The 15,673-nt window shown below is 52.3% G+C and carries 13 protein-coding genes; 4 read left to right on the top strand and 9 right to left on the bottom strand.

Annotated features, from left to right (window positions below; all coding sequences use genetic code 11):
• Window positions 1-2: 2 nt before the first annotated feature.
• On the top strand, window positions 3-824 hold the full coding sequence (locus ACRBCU_RS15265) for a phytanoyl-CoA dioxygenase family protein (RefSeq protein WP_431366253.1): 822 nt from the start codon (window positions 3-5) through the stop codon (window positions 822-824).
• Between the two features lie 100 nt (window positions 825-924).
• Here the strand turns inward: ACRBCU_RS15265 and ACRBCU_RS15260 are convergent, their stop codons facing one another.
• The 5 genes from ACRBCU_RS15260 to ltnD form a co-directional block, all read right to left on the bottom strand.
• On the bottom strand, window positions 925-1,443 hold the full coding sequence (locus ACRBCU_RS15260; protein ID WP_431366252.1) for a redoxin domain-containing protein: 519 nt from the start codon (window positions 1,441-1,443) through the stop codon (window positions 925-927).
• Between the two features lie 67 nt (window positions 1,444-1,510).
• Window positions 1,511-2,266 (bottom strand): hydroxypyruvate isomerase family protein, encoded by a 756-nt coding sequence (locus tag ACRBCU_RS15255; RefSeq protein WP_431366251.1) that lies wholly within the window; start codon window positions 2,264-2,266, stop codon window positions 1,511-1,513.
• Complete coding sequence (locus ACRBCU_RS15250; protein WP_431366250.1) at window positions 2,263-2,910, bottom strand: aldolase; 648 nt, start codon at window positions 2,908-2,910, stop codon at window positions 2,263-2,265. Before ACRBCU_RS15250 ends, ACRBCU_RS15255 begins: the two co-directional genes overlap by 4 nt.
• A complete protein-coding gene (gene otnK / locus ACRBCU_RS15245; RefSeq protein WP_431366249.1) occupies window positions 2,907-4,145 on the bottom strand; it encodes a 3-oxo-tetronate kinase in 1,239 nt (412 codons plus the stop codon). Before otnK ends, ACRBCU_RS15250 begins: the two co-directional genes overlap by 4 nt.
• On the bottom strand, window positions 4,145-5,047 hold the full coding sequence (gene ltnD, locus ACRBCU_RS15240; protein ID WP_431366248.1) for an L-threonate dehydrogenase: 903 nt from the start codon (window positions 5,045-5,047) through the stop codon (window positions 4,145-4,147). The genes otnK and ltnD overlap by 1 nt, the downstream gene beginning before the upstream one ends.
• A 155-nt stretch (window positions 5,048-5,202) precedes the next feature.
• Between ltnD and ACRBCU_RS15235 the strand changes: the two genes are divergently transcribed.
• From ACRBCU_RS15235 to ACRBCU_RS15225, 3 genes are all read left to right on the top strand, one after another.
• Entirely contained in the window at window positions 5,203-6,207 is a 1,005-nt protein-coding gene (locus ACRBCU_RS15235) for a LacI family DNA-binding transcriptional regulator (protein WP_431366247.1), read from the top strand.
• 315 nt (window positions 6,208-6,522) lie between these two features.
• The gene (locus ACRBCU_RS15230; RefSeq protein WP_431366246.1) at window positions 6,523-8,970 is read left to right on the top strand and encodes a calcium-binding protein; all 2,448 of its coding nucleotides are present in this window, start codon (window positions 6,523-6,525) and stop codon (window positions 8,968-8,970) included.
• Between the two features lie 246 nt (window positions 8,971-9,216).
• Window positions 9,217-10,659, top strand: a complete 1,443-nt coding sequence (locus ACRBCU_RS15225) for a hypothetical protein (RefSeq protein WP_431366245.1) — start codon at window positions 9,217-9,219, stop codon at window positions 10,657-10,659.
• Window positions 10,660-10,679: 20 nt separating this feature from the next.
• Here the strand turns inward: ACRBCU_RS15225 and ACRBCU_RS15220 are convergent, their stop codons facing one another.
• From ACRBCU_RS15220 to ACRBCU_RS15205, 4 genes are read right to left on the bottom strand one after another with little or no spacing between them, the layout of a single operon-like run.
• Window positions 10,680-11,297, bottom strand: coding sequence for a peptidoglycan-binding domain-containing protein (locus ACRBCU_RS15220; protein WP_431366244.1), 618 nt, complete (start codon window positions 11,295-11,297; stop codon window positions 10,680-10,682).
• A 47-nt stretch (window positions 11,298-11,344) separates the two neighbouring features.
• Entirely contained in the window at window positions 11,345-12,703 is a 1,359-nt protein-coding gene (locus ACRBCU_RS15215; RefSeq protein WP_431366243.1) for a DUF3131 domain-containing protein, read from the bottom strand.
• On the bottom strand, window positions 12,700-14,526 hold the full coding sequence (locus ACRBCU_RS15210) for a glycosyltransferase family 2 protein (RefSeq protein ID WP_431366242.1): 1,827 nt from the start codon (window positions 14,524-14,526) through the stop codon (window positions 12,700-12,702). The genes ACRBCU_RS15215 and ACRBCU_RS15210 overlap by 4 nt, the downstream gene beginning before the upstream one ends.
• Window position 14,527: 1 nt before the next feature.
• Complete coding sequence (locus tag ACRBCU_RS15205; RefSeq protein WP_431366241.1) at window positions 14,528-15,655, bottom strand: acyltransferase; 1,128 nt, start codon at window positions 15,653-15,655, stop codon at window positions 14,528-14,530.
• Window positions 15,656-15,673 lie beyond the last annotated feature (18 nt).

The raw sequence follows: 15,673 nt of genomic DNA, 5'->3' as shown, positions 1-15,673 counted from the left end.
GCGTGAAGGACTTGATCAGCAGATATGACCGCAATGGATTTGTCGCACCACTAGATATCTTAAGCGCACCTGAAGCCGAAACACTTCGCAATGAATTTGAATCCGCCGAAGCGGAGTTGAAACACGATCCCGACAAGCTCAAACTGCTCTACGCATATCCAGATCGCTTGCTTCCGGGCTTTGACGCGCTCGTCCGCCATCCAAAACTGATAGCGGCCGCTTCAACTGTTCTTGGCCCTAACCTGATGGTGTGGAGCGGTGCTGTGTTCATCAAAGAAGCCCGCTCGAACAAGATCATTTCTTGGCATCAAGACCTTACACATTGGGGGTTGGACGACGCTGAAGAGGTCACTTTGTGGGTTGCGATTTCAGAAGCATCTATCGCCAGCGGCTGTATGAAGTTCGTACCGGGAAGCCATAAGCAACGCATTGTGCCGCACATCGATACATTCAGCGAAAACAACCTTCTTTCGCGTGGTCAGGAAATCGCAGTGGATGTGAACGAAGCAGAAGCAGTTTATGCGCCGCTCACAGCGGGCCAAGCTTCGATGCACCATGGGCATCTGTTCCACGCCTCTGAACCCAATACGACAAATGATCGCCGCATCGGCGCTGCAATTCGTTTTATCAAACCTGCAATGCGTCAGGAAAACGGGACCAAATCTTTGGTCGCGCTGGTGGCTGGTGAAGACAGATATGATCACTTTGAGATCGCAGGCGCGCCACTTGCTCGTTTGCACTCCGATGACTTTGCCCGCTGCCATGCGGATGCAGAACGCAAACACGCGATCCTGTTTAAAGGCGCTGACCCGAGCAAGACTTAGCTCTAGGCTTAGAGCTATGCCTATCCGTATCTTGTCTAAACCAAGCTCAAACGTACACGCTTAGGCGACCCTAGCTGAGCAGCCTAAGCGCAGAAAACTATCACGCGGTGCCGCGTTCTGGCCTGTTGTTTTCAATGTTGAACTTCATCCCGTCGAGCAGCTCTTCAAGATCGGGGCGCGCAGCAGGGCCGTTAGAGATGTCTACAAGCATGAGCGTGCCATCTGGGCGTATGCCAAAAGCCCCCGGCTCGGCGAACAGACCTGTGGTTTCAGCCTCCGACAAAGGCGACGACACATAAAGTCCAAGCGCGCGCATCTGCGCTTCGTTCATTCCATAGCAAAGATCAAAATCCCAACCGAACTCGGCTTTGTCGGCCTTGGCTTTTTCTTCGGTATCTGCGGATACGACAACCACATCAAGCACGTCTTCCCAAGCAGAAAGCACTGCGTTCAACTTGTTGAGGAACCGTTTGCAGCGCGGGCAATGCTTGCCGCGATACACAAAGAGCATGGTCCAACGCTCTTTTGGTTGTCCGATTGTGACGGTGCTTGAGCTACCAATACATGGAAAACTCATTTCGTCGATTTTTGCACCTACGTTTGGTTTAGCTGAACTCATTGGATTTCCTTATTTGTGATTACTCTGCCGCCGGCTAGGCTTCTGAAGCAGAAAGATATTTGGCTGCTTACTGCATCCAGCCCAGCGTCCCATCTGTTGCGCCATTGGGTTTATACTCTGCCCCCAGGGGGGATCGCCAGCCCAGAGCGTCTATCTGGCGAAAGACCTCGGTGAAATCAACCTCGCCGTGATCGGGTGTGCCCCTGTCTGGCACGGACGCGAATTGGATATGTCCGATTAGCGGATACATATAGTTCAACTGAGCAATGACGTCGCCTTCGGTTCTGCCAACATGGTAACAGTCAAACATTAGCTTTAGATTTGGAGCCCCGACTTCTTCGATAATGTCGCGTGCTTGCTGCAAGGTTTTCAGAAAATATCCTGGCGCATCATGCTCGTTCAGCGGCTCGATCAAAATGGTAATGCCTCGATTGGCGGCGAGGTTCGTCGCGACGTAGAGATTTTGAATGAACGTCTGATGTGCGTCACTTCCGTCAGCAAAGCCAGCCATAACATGAACAGCTTTTGCACCTACATCTTCGGCATATTCGATTGCTTCGCCTATCGCATCTAATGCCTCGTCCGTGCGGTCGGGCAAGGCGCAAAGGCCATTGTCGCCCGCAGCAACATTTCCGCGACGGGTATTAAGACCAAGCATGGGAAGGCCCGTTTCAAGCAGCGCCGCTTTCACCTGCTCGGGGGGAAAATCGTAGGGCCAATGGCATTCAACCGCAGCGAACCCCGCAGCCTTTGCGGCGCGGATCGCATCTGGCAGTGGACGGTCAGTCCACAAAAACCCCAAGTTGGCAGAAAACCGCGTCATGCGTCCCATTCCACATCAAATTTCGTCACAACCGCCTGCACTTGTTCCTGCGTCAAAGCGGTCACGTTTGCGGCACGCGTCATCATCGCAAGGCGCGCTGTGTCTTCCAGCTCCTCGATGGCATTACAGGCTGCTTCGATATCCTTGCCTGCAACAACAGGCCCATGATTAGCGAGCATCACCGCAGAGCGTTTGCCAGCCAATCCGCGAACAGCTTCGCCCATTGCGGGATCGCCCGGGAGAAAGAACGGCAAGAGCTTCACACGGCCAAGTTTCATCAAGCCATAAGGCGTCAACGGTGGCAGAAAATCGTCTGGATTTGCATCTGGCATCATCGACAATGCGACCGAGTGGCAAGAATGCAAGTGAACGACCGCACCCGCAGAGCTTCGCGTGTCATAAAACGCGGTGTGCAGCGGCATTTCTTTTGTTGGCGGATCGCCACCAATGAGCGTTCCAGAAGCATCAAACCGACTAAGATGATCGGGATCGAGCCGCCCAAAACTGGTTCCCGTTGGCGAAACGAGCAATCCACCATCTTCCGTACGAGCGGAAATATTGCCTGTGCTGCCGTGGGTTAACCCTCGGTCAAATAACGACTTAGCAAGAAGGCACATTTGCTCTCTTAAGCGGCTTTCACTCATACCTCACCTTTTAGAACCATATCGGCTTTCTCAAAAAAGTCATCCGCGCCGAAGTTACCCGATTTCAGCGCAACAACCAAACTTGGTCTTGGCCGTAAGGCAGGGACGCCCGGATCGATTTCGGGTCCGAGTTCTAGGGTCTTTAGCCCCAAGCCCTCAACAACTGCCCCCGATGTTTCACCACCTGCGGTTATGAGCCTTGTCACTCCATAGTCCACTACAATCTGGGCTGTTCGTGCAAAGAAAGCTTCAAGCGCTTCAGAAGACCTTTCCAACCCGAATTCGGCTTGCACCTGTTTGATCGTCTTGGGGTCCGCTGAGCTATAGGCAAGCGGAATGCCATCAGCTTCGATCAACCATTGCGCGATGTTTTCTGGAGCTAACCGTCCTTCAATAACATCGCTCGCAAGAATTTCTCGCGTTGGATGGCTTGCCGCATGATGTGCCACCTGTGCACGCGTCGCAATCGAACATGACCCCGAAAGCGCGACGGATTTGCCCGGCTGGCCAACCCAAGGGACGTCGCCCGGTGAGCACCCAAAATTCGCGGGCAATCCAAGCGCAACGCCCGAGCCGCCAGTAATCAGCGGCAGGTCTTTTGAGGCTTTGCCGATCGCGATTAGATCTGCATCACGAATGGCATCCACGACAATGTGGCGCTTACCTGCGGTCTGCTGATCGTTCAGCCCCTGCTCGATCGCGCTAGCCCCTTCAAACACGGTTTCTGCGGCAACATGGCCGACTTGGTACTTTGATTGAAGCGCGAGCCAACGACGGATGTCTGCGTCGGTCATCGGTGTAAGTGGATGGTTTTGCATCCCAGATTCATTCAGCAAACTATCTTTTACGAAAAGATGCCCCTGATACAAAGAACGACCCGCGCCGGGAAAGGCAGGGCATACCACGACCTTGTGTGCTTCCAGAGCCTCGGCCAAGGCGTCCATCACGGGGCCAATGTTCCCCTCAGCAGTTGAATCAAAGGTGGAGCAATATTTGAAAAAGAATTGCCGACAGCCTTGGCTTTGCAACCATTTCAATGCGGCCAAGGATTGCTTGATGGCGTCGCTTGGATCAATAGAGCGGGTCTTTAGTGCGACGACACCAGCCTGCACATCTGCGGCCGCATCGCTTTCGGGAACCCCGGCATATTGAACAGTTCGCATGCCGCCCTTTGCCAAAGTGTTCGCCAAATCGCTGGAACCTGTGAAATCATCACCAATACATCCCAATAACATTACGCATCTCCAGGCAAAGTGAGACCTGCATTGCGAGCATAGACTTTAGCCACCGCTGCGTCGTCCTCGCTGCCCAGCCCCATTCCTGCGGCCGCAAGATACTGCTGCATTGCCGCGGCAGTGATAGGGGCGCTGAATTGAGACGACTTTGCAATATCAAGGACGATACCAAGATCTTTTGGCCATATATTTATTTGGCTGTGTGGCGTGTAATCACCCTCGACAATATGAGGTGCTCGGTTCTCAAGCATCCAGCTCGTGCCTGCGCACTTGCTAATGACCTCAGTAAATTTTTTTGGCGTTACGCCCTGCGTCATCCCGAATGTCATTGCCTCGGCCATCACAGCAATATGAACGCCAGCGAGCAATTGATTAACCGCCTTCATCGCTGATCCTGCGCCCGCAGCATCCCCAAGCTCGAAAACAGTTTCGGCAGCAGAGTCCAAAACTGCGCTTGCTTGGCAAAAGGCTTCACTCGAGCCTGATGCCATAACTGAAAGTTGGCCATGTGCGGCCTTCAATGATCCGCCCGAAATTGGCGCATCTAGATAATGCACACCCAAGGCATTGCATCGCGCTTCCATATCTTTTGCGAACTCAGGCGGCACAGTCGCGCATCCAAGGACAACTGCCCCTGCCCGCATTAAGGGCACCACGCCAGTTTCGCCGAACAACACGTCTTCGGTCTGCGCCGCATTCAGCACGACGACAACCACCGCATCGAGCGAGCCTGCAACATCAAGCAGGTTCCCTTTCGCGCCGCCTTCTGAAGCGAATTTCTCAACTTGAGACGGAACGACGTCAAAGCCATGCGTGACGAGGCCAGCGTGCAGGCAAGACTGTGCAATACCATATCCCATCGCACCCAAACCAAAGACTGCAGTTCTGAACGTATCGGGCAATTTGTTGACCTCGCAGATGTGTTGTCAAACTTCTGGTATCGATACCAGTTTCGCTTTCCCCAGTCAACGAACGCATGAAACCCGCGCTAAAGATTGCCAGATCTATCGCAATTCTATAGGCCAAACAGCATAGATCGCAGCCAAGGGGATGAGATTTGGACAATAAATCACGCGCCACTTTGGCCGATGTCGCAGCGGCGGCGGGTGTGAGCAAGATGACCGCCTCGCGCGCATTGCGCGGCGCTCGGGATGTGTCCAAGAACAATTTTGAAAAAGTGCAAAAAGCCGCTAGGGAAATCGGCTATGTCGGCAACCATCTAGCCTCTGCACTTTCAGGAAAACGGTCTGATCTCATTGGCGTCGTTATCCCAAGTATCGCAAATATTGTGTTTGCCGAAGTCCTTGCGGGTATCGCAGAAGCAATTGAGGGCACTGGGCTTCAAACCGTTTTTGGCGTTACGGATTATGATCTGAACACCGAAAACGATGTTATTCGCAACATGCTCTCGTGGAACCCGGCTGGTCTGATTGTTACCGGATTGGATCAATCAAATGATGCCAAGCGATTGTTGGAAAATACCGATATACCAGTTGTTCAAATCATGGACCTAGATGGCGACCCTATTGATACATGCGTCGGGTTCTCTCACCGCGCGGCTGGCGCAGAGATGGCTGCATCCCTGTTAGAAATGGGTCGCAAGCGCATTGGCTATATAGGACGCGGCGTAGATGTGGATGTTCGAGCCAAGAAACGTCTGAACGGATTTCGCGAGCACCTTTCGCACGCAAACATAGACCTTATGGCGACGAAAATCGGCGCAGGCCCTTCGGGCACAAATATCGGCCGCGAGATGACTTCTGAACTGCTCAGCCAGCATCCAGATTTAGACTGCATTTATTATTCCAATGATGATCTTGCGGCAGGCGGTGCGCTTCATTGCATCGCGTCCGGAATCGCTGTTCCTGACACTCTGACGCTTGCGGGTTTCAACGGGCTTGAGATCATCACAAGCTTGCCTGTCAGCGTCTTAACCTCTCGCACCCCGCGCAGGGATGTAGGACGGACCGCAGCGCAGCTTATTGTTGATGTGCAAAAAGGCTCCAACAACTGGAAGAAACAAACGCTGGAATTTCCACCTGTTATTGCTTTCGGCACGTAAAGCCTGCTCGGTGTGAGCAAAACCGCGGCGACGTGAGACCCCTGCCACCTTTCCTGTGCTAGCTGAGCAAAGCGCGCACTTCTTCGTTTGCAAGGCCAAACAAAAAAACGCTTCGTAGAACAAGCCTCATCATTTGGTGCCTCAAGCGCGCTAAATAGTCCCCTAAGCCGTGTATTTGGCAGCACATTTATCCCCATCGGACAAACGACCTATCCCTTTGGGACCTCTTCTATCTCTTTGACCATTCGCAAAAAGTGCCCCGATCTGTGACCTAAGGATCAGCAAATTGATAATTAGTAAATGATCGGAACTCTGATGCCTGTAACTGCAAACTCTACCGCCTCCAACTTCCTTGGAACCGAGCACAATGACACTATCACGGATGGTTTTGAGGGAAGTGATGGCACTGTTTATTCCAGCGACACCGACCAAACGTTAGAAGTAAACGGTCGCGAAGGTGATGACGCGATTGGAACAGGCCGTGGCAACGACCTTGCTGCAGGCGATATGGTCGGCGCGGAATGGCAGTACGTAGATGGCAAGTGGGTTTACACTCACAGCGCGGTTGTGGTCAGCAACTACGGTCTCGACACCTCTTACAACGACTTGATCCAAACAGGTCGCGGCGATGACGTTTTGCTCGGCAATGGTGGCGATGACAGCCTCTATGCTGGCTCTGGCGAAGACATCATTAACGCAGGTCGCGGTGACGATATTGCGTTTGGAGATAACGGTGACGACATCCTGAACCTAGAAGCAGGGAACGATTACGCTGAAGGCGGCAATGGCGCTGACATTGTAAACGGCGGCAACGGCAATGATGTGATCTGGGGCGATCTTCAAAGCGAGAACATGCTCGCTACTGCAGAACCGAACGCCTCGACATTCAGTCAATTGTCCCATTCCTCTGCTTGGACTATGACAGACTCCAACGGTAGTTCCTCGATCTCTCAATCAGCTGAAACTGTTGAAGGCGAAACTTACACAATCTCGTTCGATTTGGCTGCCAACCTCGCAGGCGGCCATTCTTCGGGCCGTGTCGAAGTCGTTTGGAACGGTGAAGTCGTAAACACGGTCGAAGTCACATCTGGTGCATACGAAACTTTTGCCATCGACGTTGTCAGCGACGGAAACCAAGGCGAGCTCAGCTTCAACGCACTCGCCCCCGAAGACAGCATTTCCTATAACTTTGATGGCCCAATCATCAACTACGACAAGGAAATCATAATCGGTGGCGAAGAGGTCAGCGTAAAGGGATTTGCCGCAGGTCAAGCCAAGCTTTATCAAGTCATCGACGGCCAACTGAACGTCTTTGACGTAGAAGCAAAGAGCTACGTTGCGGTTGGAGATATGCCGAACTTTCGCATCAACTCTGTTGGTTTCAACATCGAAGACAATCTGATTTACGGTGTCGCTAAGTCATCTGGCACAGACTCGCTTGGCAACGCAGTAAATTCATCCGACATCGTCATGATCGACGCAGCGGGAGCGACATATCGCATTGGTGAAGGCTTCTATGCTGACTACGTCGGTGATTTTGACGACAGCGGCAACCTTTGGACTTTCCACTCTGCCCTGAACCGTATCAGCGTTGTTGACGTGGATCAGTTCGACGCAGACGGGAACCCCGTTATCGAGCATTACAGCTTCCCAGCAAATATGTTCACCGACAGAACCTTTGATCTAGCGTTCAACACACAAGACGGAAACTTTTATGCGGTGATTTCACCAAGTGCGAACGGCCAAGCTGGTAAAGTCATCAAAATTGATCTTAGCGGAGTTCAAAATGGAGGAATGCCAACCTTCTCAGAAATTTCGATCACCGGAACGTTGTATGGCGACGAAATGTCCAACGGTATGGCGAAAGGTGCCTTCGGCGCGGTCTTCATGGATGGCGAGAGCAACCTTTACTACGGCCTGAACCGCGGCGATCACGACCTCGATTCCTCCACAGGTGTTCAAGGCGCGATCTTTAAGGTGAATATGGATTGGGAAACAGGCCAAGCTTATTCGGAGTTTATGTCCGAAGCGCCTTCAACTGGTTCAAACGATGGCGCTGTTGATCCGCGCTCTAGTGATCCATTCACCGAGATTGATGCAGACGCAGCGGTCCTATTGCGTGAGCCGTCACTGACACTCGTAGATGGCGGTAACGACACGCTACGCGGCGGCGCTGGTGAAGATGAAATTCACGGCAATGATGGAGATGACAAATTGAATGGTGGCCGCGATGACGACATTCTGTTTGGCGATCAAGGAAACGACAACGTGTCTGGTGATGCTGGCAACGATTGGATTTCAGGCGGCAACGGCGAAGACAAGCTGATGGGTAAATCTGGCAACGACGAAATTTCTGGTGATAACGGCGCGGATTACCTCAATGGAGGTGCCGACAATGACACACTGAACGGTGGCAACGGCATCGATAAGGTTGTTGGCGGTTCGGGTTCTGACGAAATCAACGGCGGGGCTGGAAACGATCATCTTTGGGGCGGCAACTGGACAGCCGATGCCGCTTCAGACACGTTCATCTTCAACAGTGGCACGGGCAAAGACTATGTTCACGATTTCGAAGCTGATCTAGACCTCATCGACCTGACGTCCTTTGCGACTGATATGAATGCGGTTCAAGACGCTATGGTAGATCTCGGCTGGGCAACGGTCGTCGATCTTCAGCTATTGGACGGCGGTCAAAGCGGAGACAAGATCGTACTTCACTCCGTCGATGCGCAAGACATTACGGCGGACGTCTTCATCTTTTGATGCGTAGAATCAGACACAAACCAGCTTTCCGAGGCCGTGAAAGGCCTCGGAACTTAGCCACTGCCTGAGCAACAGTTTGGGGTTTACCCATGGGCTTGGCATGTTACGGCTGGCACCTACGTCGCAATTTCGGGCATCTCATCCAAATTAGACTTTTGATCATAGATTTGACGTGTTTTTGGATCAAATCGAATAAAGTAAGGTAGAATGATCGCTCCTGCGAGGGATTTCAGGAAAGTAAGAGTAATGTCGCGGTTCAACTCGATCAAACGAATGCTGGTGCCAGCCCTCGGGCTAACGCTAAGCCTGTCACCGATCGAAGCCCGCGCGCAAACTTTGCTACCTTTTGACCTCGAACAAGCCATGCCCAGCCCCGCGAGCCAGCAGATTGATACCTCAAAACTCTTGGTTCCGAATGCGTCCGAGGTCGTCTTTGATTTCAAGAATGCTTCTGGCTCATCCAGATATCAAAGCGGGGTTGTGGGCGATTGGAAATACGTTCTGTATCCAGACGGCACCACGCTCGTGAGCCACAAAAACGCTCAAACGTCTTCTACGCTAACAATAGAATGTGAAATGGCCGTCTCTTGCGATGTGACGGCGGGCGACAAAGATGTGCTTTCGGTCAACGCGATTGCCGCGCCGCGCCCTGACATTCCCGTCGATACGGATGCGGAAGGTGTGGCTAGGTTTCTAGCGCAATCCATTCTGGCAGAGACAGGAACGCCCCTGCCCGCGCCCGTAACCCAAGAATTGCCTTTGAGCGAGGACGCTGAAGCGAGTAAGCAGCGCGACGCTATTGTCGATGTACCCCAACTTTCACCAGAGAGTACGACAGCAGAGGCAGAACCAGCGCCTGTCACAGCAAAGCCTAACAGGGTAAAGCCCTCCACGCGTGCGGCAAGCCCTCGTAAACACCAAACGCCCAAGGTCAAGCGACGCACCTCACCGACACCGAAGATCAAACTCCAAAAGGCCGAGATCCCCGTCAGCGCCAAAGTGGAAAAGCCGGAATTGTCCTTTGTTAAGCGTTACAAACTGGCCTGTTCTGTGTCAGCCACAGCCAGCCTACACAGCCTCAATCAGGACGAAGACGAAAATCGCACAAGCAAACCCCGGGTTAATTTTGCTTGCTATGCGCGGCTTTCAAACAAGCTCTCTGGCAGGGTTTCTTTGGTCCGTTATCTAAATCCGAGCGAACAACAGCCCTGGGATCCAGACATAACCTATGCATTCGACTACAAAGTCACAGACAAGATTAAGCTGGGTTATTCTAACTATTCTGGCCGCATTGGTGGGTCGGGAAACACCTTTGGCAAGCTTCTAACATCTGGAACATTGCGCGCCTCCGTTAAGCTTCCTCAAATCAATCTACCCTTCGACAAAAAGGCCAATTGCTCCGCGAGCATTCGACTGCCCGATCCAAAGCAAAGCAGCGCTAGATTGTTTTGCGGTGTTCGTCTTAGTGACAAATTGAGTGTTGCGGGCACTGTTCATGCGTATTTCCCGGGCCGTCAAGAAAGCTATCAACCGGACTTCACATACACTGCAACGTATAAGATTTCAGACCTTTGGAGCCTGACCTATTCCAATTATGGGAACAACCGTTTCCCGTGGAATCAGGCCTCTTCACCCGGTCGCGGCATATTGGGTGGCTCGCTCAACCTAAGCTACAAAATCAAGTTTTAGGGCACAAAACCAAATGTGCTTTATTCGCGTGCACACAGGAAAATGCGCAGATCTTCGAGCGCGGCATCAAGATCGCGTCCCGAGGTCGATCCGCCTAAAACGGATTGCAGAGCATTCAAAGTGCTCGGACCAATAAGACCATCGACAGGTCCTGGATCAGCGCCCGCCACCAACAGCAATCTTTGCAGCGTTATTATGGTATCGCCCTCAGGGACCGCACTTGCAGCACATTCGCCCGGATTTACGTCGGCCCCTTCAACGCGCGCATTGACGGCTTCAGGTTCGGGAATTGCCGCGGTCTCCGGCACTGGCGCATCCTCGATTCCAAGCAGACATTGACCGATTTTGTGTGCGGCATCGCTCGCGTCGGCTGGCACATCCCCTATTGAGGAATAGCTGCATTCTGCTTCTTTGCTCGTGCAATCCAGCTCGATTTTCCAATCAGGGCGCTTGATATCGGACGTGACCAGCGCGTCCCCGTTTGAGAACAGTTTATAGGCAAACCCACGAAAATTTCCTGTTTGCCAGAAACTTGGAAACCGGGCCGCGGGCACATCCGAGACCCGCAGTTCAACGCCTGTCGCCCCCGGGAGCGGGTTATTATACGCAACGCCTACGCAGGGTTCGGCCCAAAGCATCGTCGGGGCCAAAACGAGCCCAACCAAACTAGACAGCCAAACCGCCCTCATGGCGCAGCGTGGAGCAATGGGCCTGCCACACGAAACGCGAGAGAAGCCAGCACCACAGCATTGGTATTTGCTGTGATTGATTCATTCGTAGACTTGTCGATTTCATATAACCCTTCTGGAAAGCCTTGCTCGGGATCGCCAAGCGGCGTCACTGCATCAAGCAGTGTTTGAGTGTATTCCGTCCCAAATAGAGCGTCCCAGCCAAAAGCTGCTTTGGTGCTGATCGTTCGGCGACTGTCCATGCGTTCGCCTTTGAACGATAAAACGGACCAAGCTGCGCCTCCTCCCCAGATTGATGAATATGCAAAATAGGGAGCTTCATCCAAATGGGTTTCGCTTACGGCAGTCAAAACTCCGTTGTTTTGAAAGCGCGCTTCTTGTGCCTTGTAGATAGCGGTCGCGAATTTGCGCGACCGCGAGTCAAAGCCAAATTCAAGACCATCGAACAAGTAAGGTTCACTTACCGTAAACGCAGGAATTGTGTTGCGGTGCATGCGCGTGTCTACAGGTACAGGCTGGCCCTCAACGTCTTTGATCATAATGTTGTCGCTTACGTCATACGCATCGAACATATCAAAACCGAACAGCATCATCGCCTTAGCTGCGTATTGCTCATACCCAACGCGACCCTCTTGGTCCTCGCGCAGCTTGCCATTGCTTATGTTGCCGCCAATCAATTGGCCATCTTTCACCATTCGGGCCAAATCCCAGCGATCCAATATGATCGCGACCTTCGGCGTCAGCGCGGGATGATGTCGCTCGATCAATCCAAACGTCGCGGTGATCCGTGCGATATCAAGCGCAGACCATCCAAGCCCAATGTCTGACGGCTTGTTCGAATAATCAACCAAGGCACCAGATTGCACATTGTAAGCCTTGTTCGGCAAGATGCCATCATACAGCTTGATCGTGGCGAGCGTTTCCAAAGCCTTGGATAAACGCGCTTCTGCTTCGTTCGCATCAATCACTTCAAGCAATTGGGCAGAGATCACGGCGACAAAGTAAGACCCTGTCTCCCACATAGTTGTAGACGGGTATTTGTTCGCCGAATTGACGAGGCCAGTATTCGCATCGGTGTTGTTTTCGAAGTATCGCCATGCGGTCTTGGCATGGGCCACGTCTGTCGGCGTCGCCGAACGGCGCGGCGCAATCGGCAAGGGCTCGATCGCCTCCAGCGTCGACATCGCATTTTGATCAATGATCTGCCCTGCGTGCGCAAATGTTTCGCTTTTTGTAACGGTTTTTTCCATTTCCGTATCCGCTTCCAAATACGTAACCAGCGCTAAACCGCACGCGATTGCCGTCAGAAAAATCAGATGGCTTCTAGCATGGATAAGGTTTTGACGAAAACTCATGACGTAATGTCCTCTTGAGAAACAGGCGGCTTCCACATTGCGGCGGCAATCATGCCTGCCATGGCCAAACAATTGTTAAAACCCCAAAGAAGATTGGTAACAACGCCGGTCGCAGAGTGAGACGTTTGACCACTCCAAAGCGCGATACTGGCCCAGACGCCCGCAACAACAGTCAGTCCGACAACAGCAAGCTGCGGTCGCACCAATCTCAGGAAGTTGCCCGTTTGGCGCACCTTGGGCGTAACAGGAAAAGATATCTTTTCCCCCCGCAAAACCGCCCAAATCGCACGAAATCCTATCGGGAAAAACGAAAGATAACTCGCCTTAGCAGCGTAGCCAGAGATGCCCCAGGTTCCCACCATAATTGCCAACTCAAGCGTTATGAGAAAGGGAATCAAATGCAGGAAAAAGTCGTCAGAGAAAGCAGAGACCGGCGCAACGGCGGTGAAAAGATAGATGATTGGTGCGAACAAGAAGATCATATTCCAGATAGGTGCGAGATATGAATAGAAAGTCGTCGCGTACATCATACGCTGCCCAAACGATAAACCGCGCTTGAAAAGGGGGTTATCGTTCACCATGATATCAAGGCTGCCACCCGCATATTTATATCGTTGAATCGTCCACGTTAGCAGATCTTGCGGAGACAGCATCTTGCTCTCAATCATCGGATGAAGCATCGATTTCCAGCCGCGTTCTTTGTCTGCGTGCAATACGATGGACGTGTAGATGTCCTCGGACACATGGAACTTGTAGGGCGTCAGCACCTCGGTTGTGACCGCTTCGGTGCGGATAGCCTCCATCAGCTCAGGCGAAACAGAACGCTCCTTGCTTGAAACGGTGATTTGCTCCTCTGCCGCAAACATCCGCTCTTCAACCTTTGCTCCAAAGCCGCGCAAAGCTGCTTCCATTACTGCTTCGCGGCGGTGAATCGAACCAGCACCACAGCAGAATGATGCATTTACCCAATTTCGACGTCTCTGAATAATGTCGTAGAACATCTTTGGATCGTTCACGAAGGGGTCTTCACCCAGCTTGACTGGGCCGATTACGCGCTCAATCACGCCACCAAACATACCAGCAATTCCACCGAAGCGACGGTTCATCGAATACCTTAGGTTTTCACCTTCAGGCAAATCGTAGAACCATTGCGGGGTTTGGACCCATGCCATTTTGGGATCGCGAAAATACCCTAACGTGCGTTCAAGTAAAGTCGGGAATGGTCGCGTGTCGGCGTCGCAAATCACCAGAAAATCACCTGATGTCACCTCTAGAGCGTTGCGTAGATTGCCAGCTTTGAAACCTTCATTGCCGATGCGCGTGATGTAGTTGACCTGCTCGTCTTCGCAGACAGCCTTCATGTCAGGCCGCTTACCATCGTCTAGAATGTGAATCTTGATATCAATGGGGTGCGGATAGCGCATCTTTTTCGCGTCAATTATACCAAGCCGCACAAGCTCGGGATCTTCGTCATAGGTCGCGAACATCACATCAACAGTTAACACGCGCCCCTTCTCGGGGTTTCGTGGATCAACATCATCAATCACACTTGGTGCGGGCGCGATTTCTATTGGCTGATCTTTCCACAAATTGAACACGAAAAGGATCAAACCGAAGTAGGCAAAACTCTCGGCAAGGACCAAAGGAATAGCAAACCACATTGCGTCCGGGTTCAATGAATGCGCCCAGCGCCACCAAATATACCAGCCCCCCAAGACCAACGCGAGCGTCGCAAGAAACTGCCAAAGGCTTTCTCTAAGCGCCGAATAGGGCAATGGCTCTGGCGGAGTTCGATCTTCAAAAGCGAGGAAATAATCGTCCATTTCAGCTCCCTGCCTTTGCTGCGCCGCTCCGCCATTCCCATGGGTTTGGTCCGAGGCCAATTGTCCATGCAAAAAGCTTGATATGCGACAGCCCGATCGTCAGTGCGAAAGAACAAGGTAGCGCAATTGCATAGCGCGAGACCACGATCATCCAAGGGTCCATAAGCGCCGAAACCCCGCTTTTGTAAGCTGCAATATCATAAAGATCGATCATCATCGGGTGTATCAAGTAAACACCAAAGGTGTACTTGGCGAGCTTGGACCAGTTTTGCGACCACGGCATGTGTTGCCCGCCAACGAATAGACAGAACATGAATATCGGCATGAGGAAGTGGCCATAAAAATCCCATCCTGCCCGCACAGGCCACGCCCCTGTTTGGACGGCCGCTCCATAGAAAGGAAGCGTTGCGAGATAAGCCATACCTGCGAAATAAATACCCCCGCGGCGGATCAGCCGCGATTCACCGCGCGGTATGCCATCGTTCCAAAGACCGTACAGTGCGAAGGCCGCGAACCCGTAACCGACATAGCCCCAAATCTTAAACAAACGCACAAAATAGTCCCGGAACATCGGGTCAAGATCAAGGCTCCAAAGAAACGCCTGCGCGGTGTTCATCGCGCCAAGCGTCGCAAAGACCGCAAGGCCCAAAATCGGGTAGCGCGTTGCGATACGCATGATTGGATAGAACAAGAACAGCGCAAAAAGCGTCGGAAGGAAGTGCATATGATATTGCGACTTTCCAAGAATGAAATACCCGACCCAATTCTGCCAGTGGCTCAATTGCTCCCAAATATAGGGGCCATATCCAAAGGTCTCTGCTTTCAGCAGTCGAAAGAACGCATAAAACACAACCCAAAACGCAAAAGGCACCAGCAGGCGCGTAGCTTGTTGACCAATTGCGACTTTGTATTCTGGCATCTTTTTGTCGACGCGCATCGCCATCAAAAACAGCGAAAACAGAAAGAACATTTCCGAACCGGAAAATTCTCCGATCGAGCGCAGGAAAACAGGCACGATCCGCTCGCCGACCTCAGCGGTTGCAAAGGGCTTACCGGCAAAGTCCGTTGACGAGTGAATAAGAACGACGCCAAGTGCAGCACAGACACGATTGGCATCAAACCATACCATTCTTGGCTTGCTAGAACC

It is taken from the genome of Planktotalea sp. (genome assembly GCF_050633725.1).
GTDB lineage: Bacteria > Pseudomonadota > Alphaproteobacteria > Rhodobacterales > Rhodobacteraceae > Planktotalea.
The sequence above is the reverse complement of the archived record's forward strand: the minus strand, read 5'-3'. Positions and strand labels throughout refer to the sequence as shown.

What these genes read in the sequence shown, in the direction of transcription:
- ACRBCU_RS15260 (WP_431366252.1), bottom strand. Translation starts at nt 1,443, where the DNA reads ATGAGTTCAGCTAAACCAAACGTAGGTGCAAAAATCGACGAAATGAGT.
- ACRBCU_RS15255 (WP_431366251.1), bottom strand. Translation starts at nt 2,266, where the DNA reads ATGACGCGGTTTTCTGCCAACTTGGGGTTTTTGTGGACTGACCGTCCA.
- ACRBCU_RS15250 (WP_431366250.1), bottom strand. Translation starts at nt 2,910, where the DNA reads ATGAGTGAAAGCCGCTTAAGAGAGCAAATGTGCCTTCTTGCTAAGTCG.
- otnK (WP_431366249.1), bottom strand. Translation starts at nt 4,145, where the DNA reads ATGTTATTGGGATGTATTGGTGATGATTTCACAGGTTCCAGCGATTTG.
- ACRBCU_RS15230 (WP_431366246.1), top strand. Translation starts at nt 6,523, where the DNA reads ATGCCTGTAACTGCAAACTCTACCGCCTCCAACTTCCTTGGAACCGAG.
- ACRBCU_RS15225 (WP_431366245.1), top strand. Translation starts at nt 9,217, where the DNA reads ATGTCGCGGTTCAACTCGATCAAACGAATGCTGGTGCCAGCCCTCGGG.
- ACRBCU_RS15220 (WP_431366244.1), bottom strand. Translation starts at nt 11,297, where the DNA reads ATGCTTTGGGCCGAACCCTGCGTAGGCGTTGCGTATAATAACCCGCTC.
- ACRBCU_RS15215 (WP_431366243.1), bottom strand. Translation starts at nt 12,703, where the DNA reads ATGAGTTTTCGTCAAAACCTTATCCATGCTAGAAGCCATCTGATTTTT.
- ACRBCU_RS15210 (WP_431366242.1), bottom strand. Translation starts at nt 14,526, where the DNA reads ATGGACGATTATTTCCTCGCTTTTGAAGATCGAACTCCGCCAGAGCCA.
- ACRBCU_RS15205 (WP_431366241.1), bottom strand. Translation starts at nt 15,655, where the DNA reads ATGGTATGGTTTGATGCCAATCGTGTCTGTGCTGCACTTGGCGTCGTT.